Origin of the sequence: Streptomyces sp. AC512_CC834 (assembly GCF_019049325.1) — a bacterium.
Taxonomy (GTDB): domain Bacteria; phylum Actinomycetota; class Actinomycetes; order Streptomycetales; family Streptomycetaceae; genus Streptomyces.
Genome location: NZ_JAGMUO010000094.1, coordinates 1 through 389, shown reverse-complemented (window position 1 = coordinate 389; position 389 = coordinate 1). Strand labels below are relative to the sequence as shown.

General features: G+C 67.9%; 1 protein-coding gene. It reads left to right on the top strand.

Translation table 11 applies throughout. The annotated features are described in order from the left end of the window. Nucleotides 1-389, top strand: a 389-nt coding sequence (locus KUM40_RS27490) for a thiamine pyrophosphate-dependent enzyme (protein ID WP_254395758.1), incomplete at both ends; no start/stop codon positions are given.

The following is a 389-nucleotide window of genomic DNA, read 5'->3' as shown; positions in this document are numbered from 1 at the left end:
CGCTGGTGCCCCGGCTGCGGCGACTACGCCGTCCTCGCCGCCGTGCAGGGCTTCATGCCCCAGCTCGGCCTGGCGAAGGAGAACATCGTCTTCGTCTCCGGCATCGGCTGCTCCTCCCGCTTCCCGTACTACATGAACACCTACGGGATGCACTCCATCCACGGCCGCGCCCCCGCCATCGCCACCGGCCTCGCCACCTCCCGCCGCGACCTGTCCGTCTGGGTCGTCACCGGCGACGGCGACGCCCTGTCCATCGGCGGCAACCACCTCATCCACGCCCTGCGCCGCAACGTCAACCTCAAGATCCTCCTCTTCAACAACCGGATCTACGGCCTGACCAAGGGCCAGTACTCCCCCACCAGCGAAGCCGGGAAGATCACCAAGTCCAC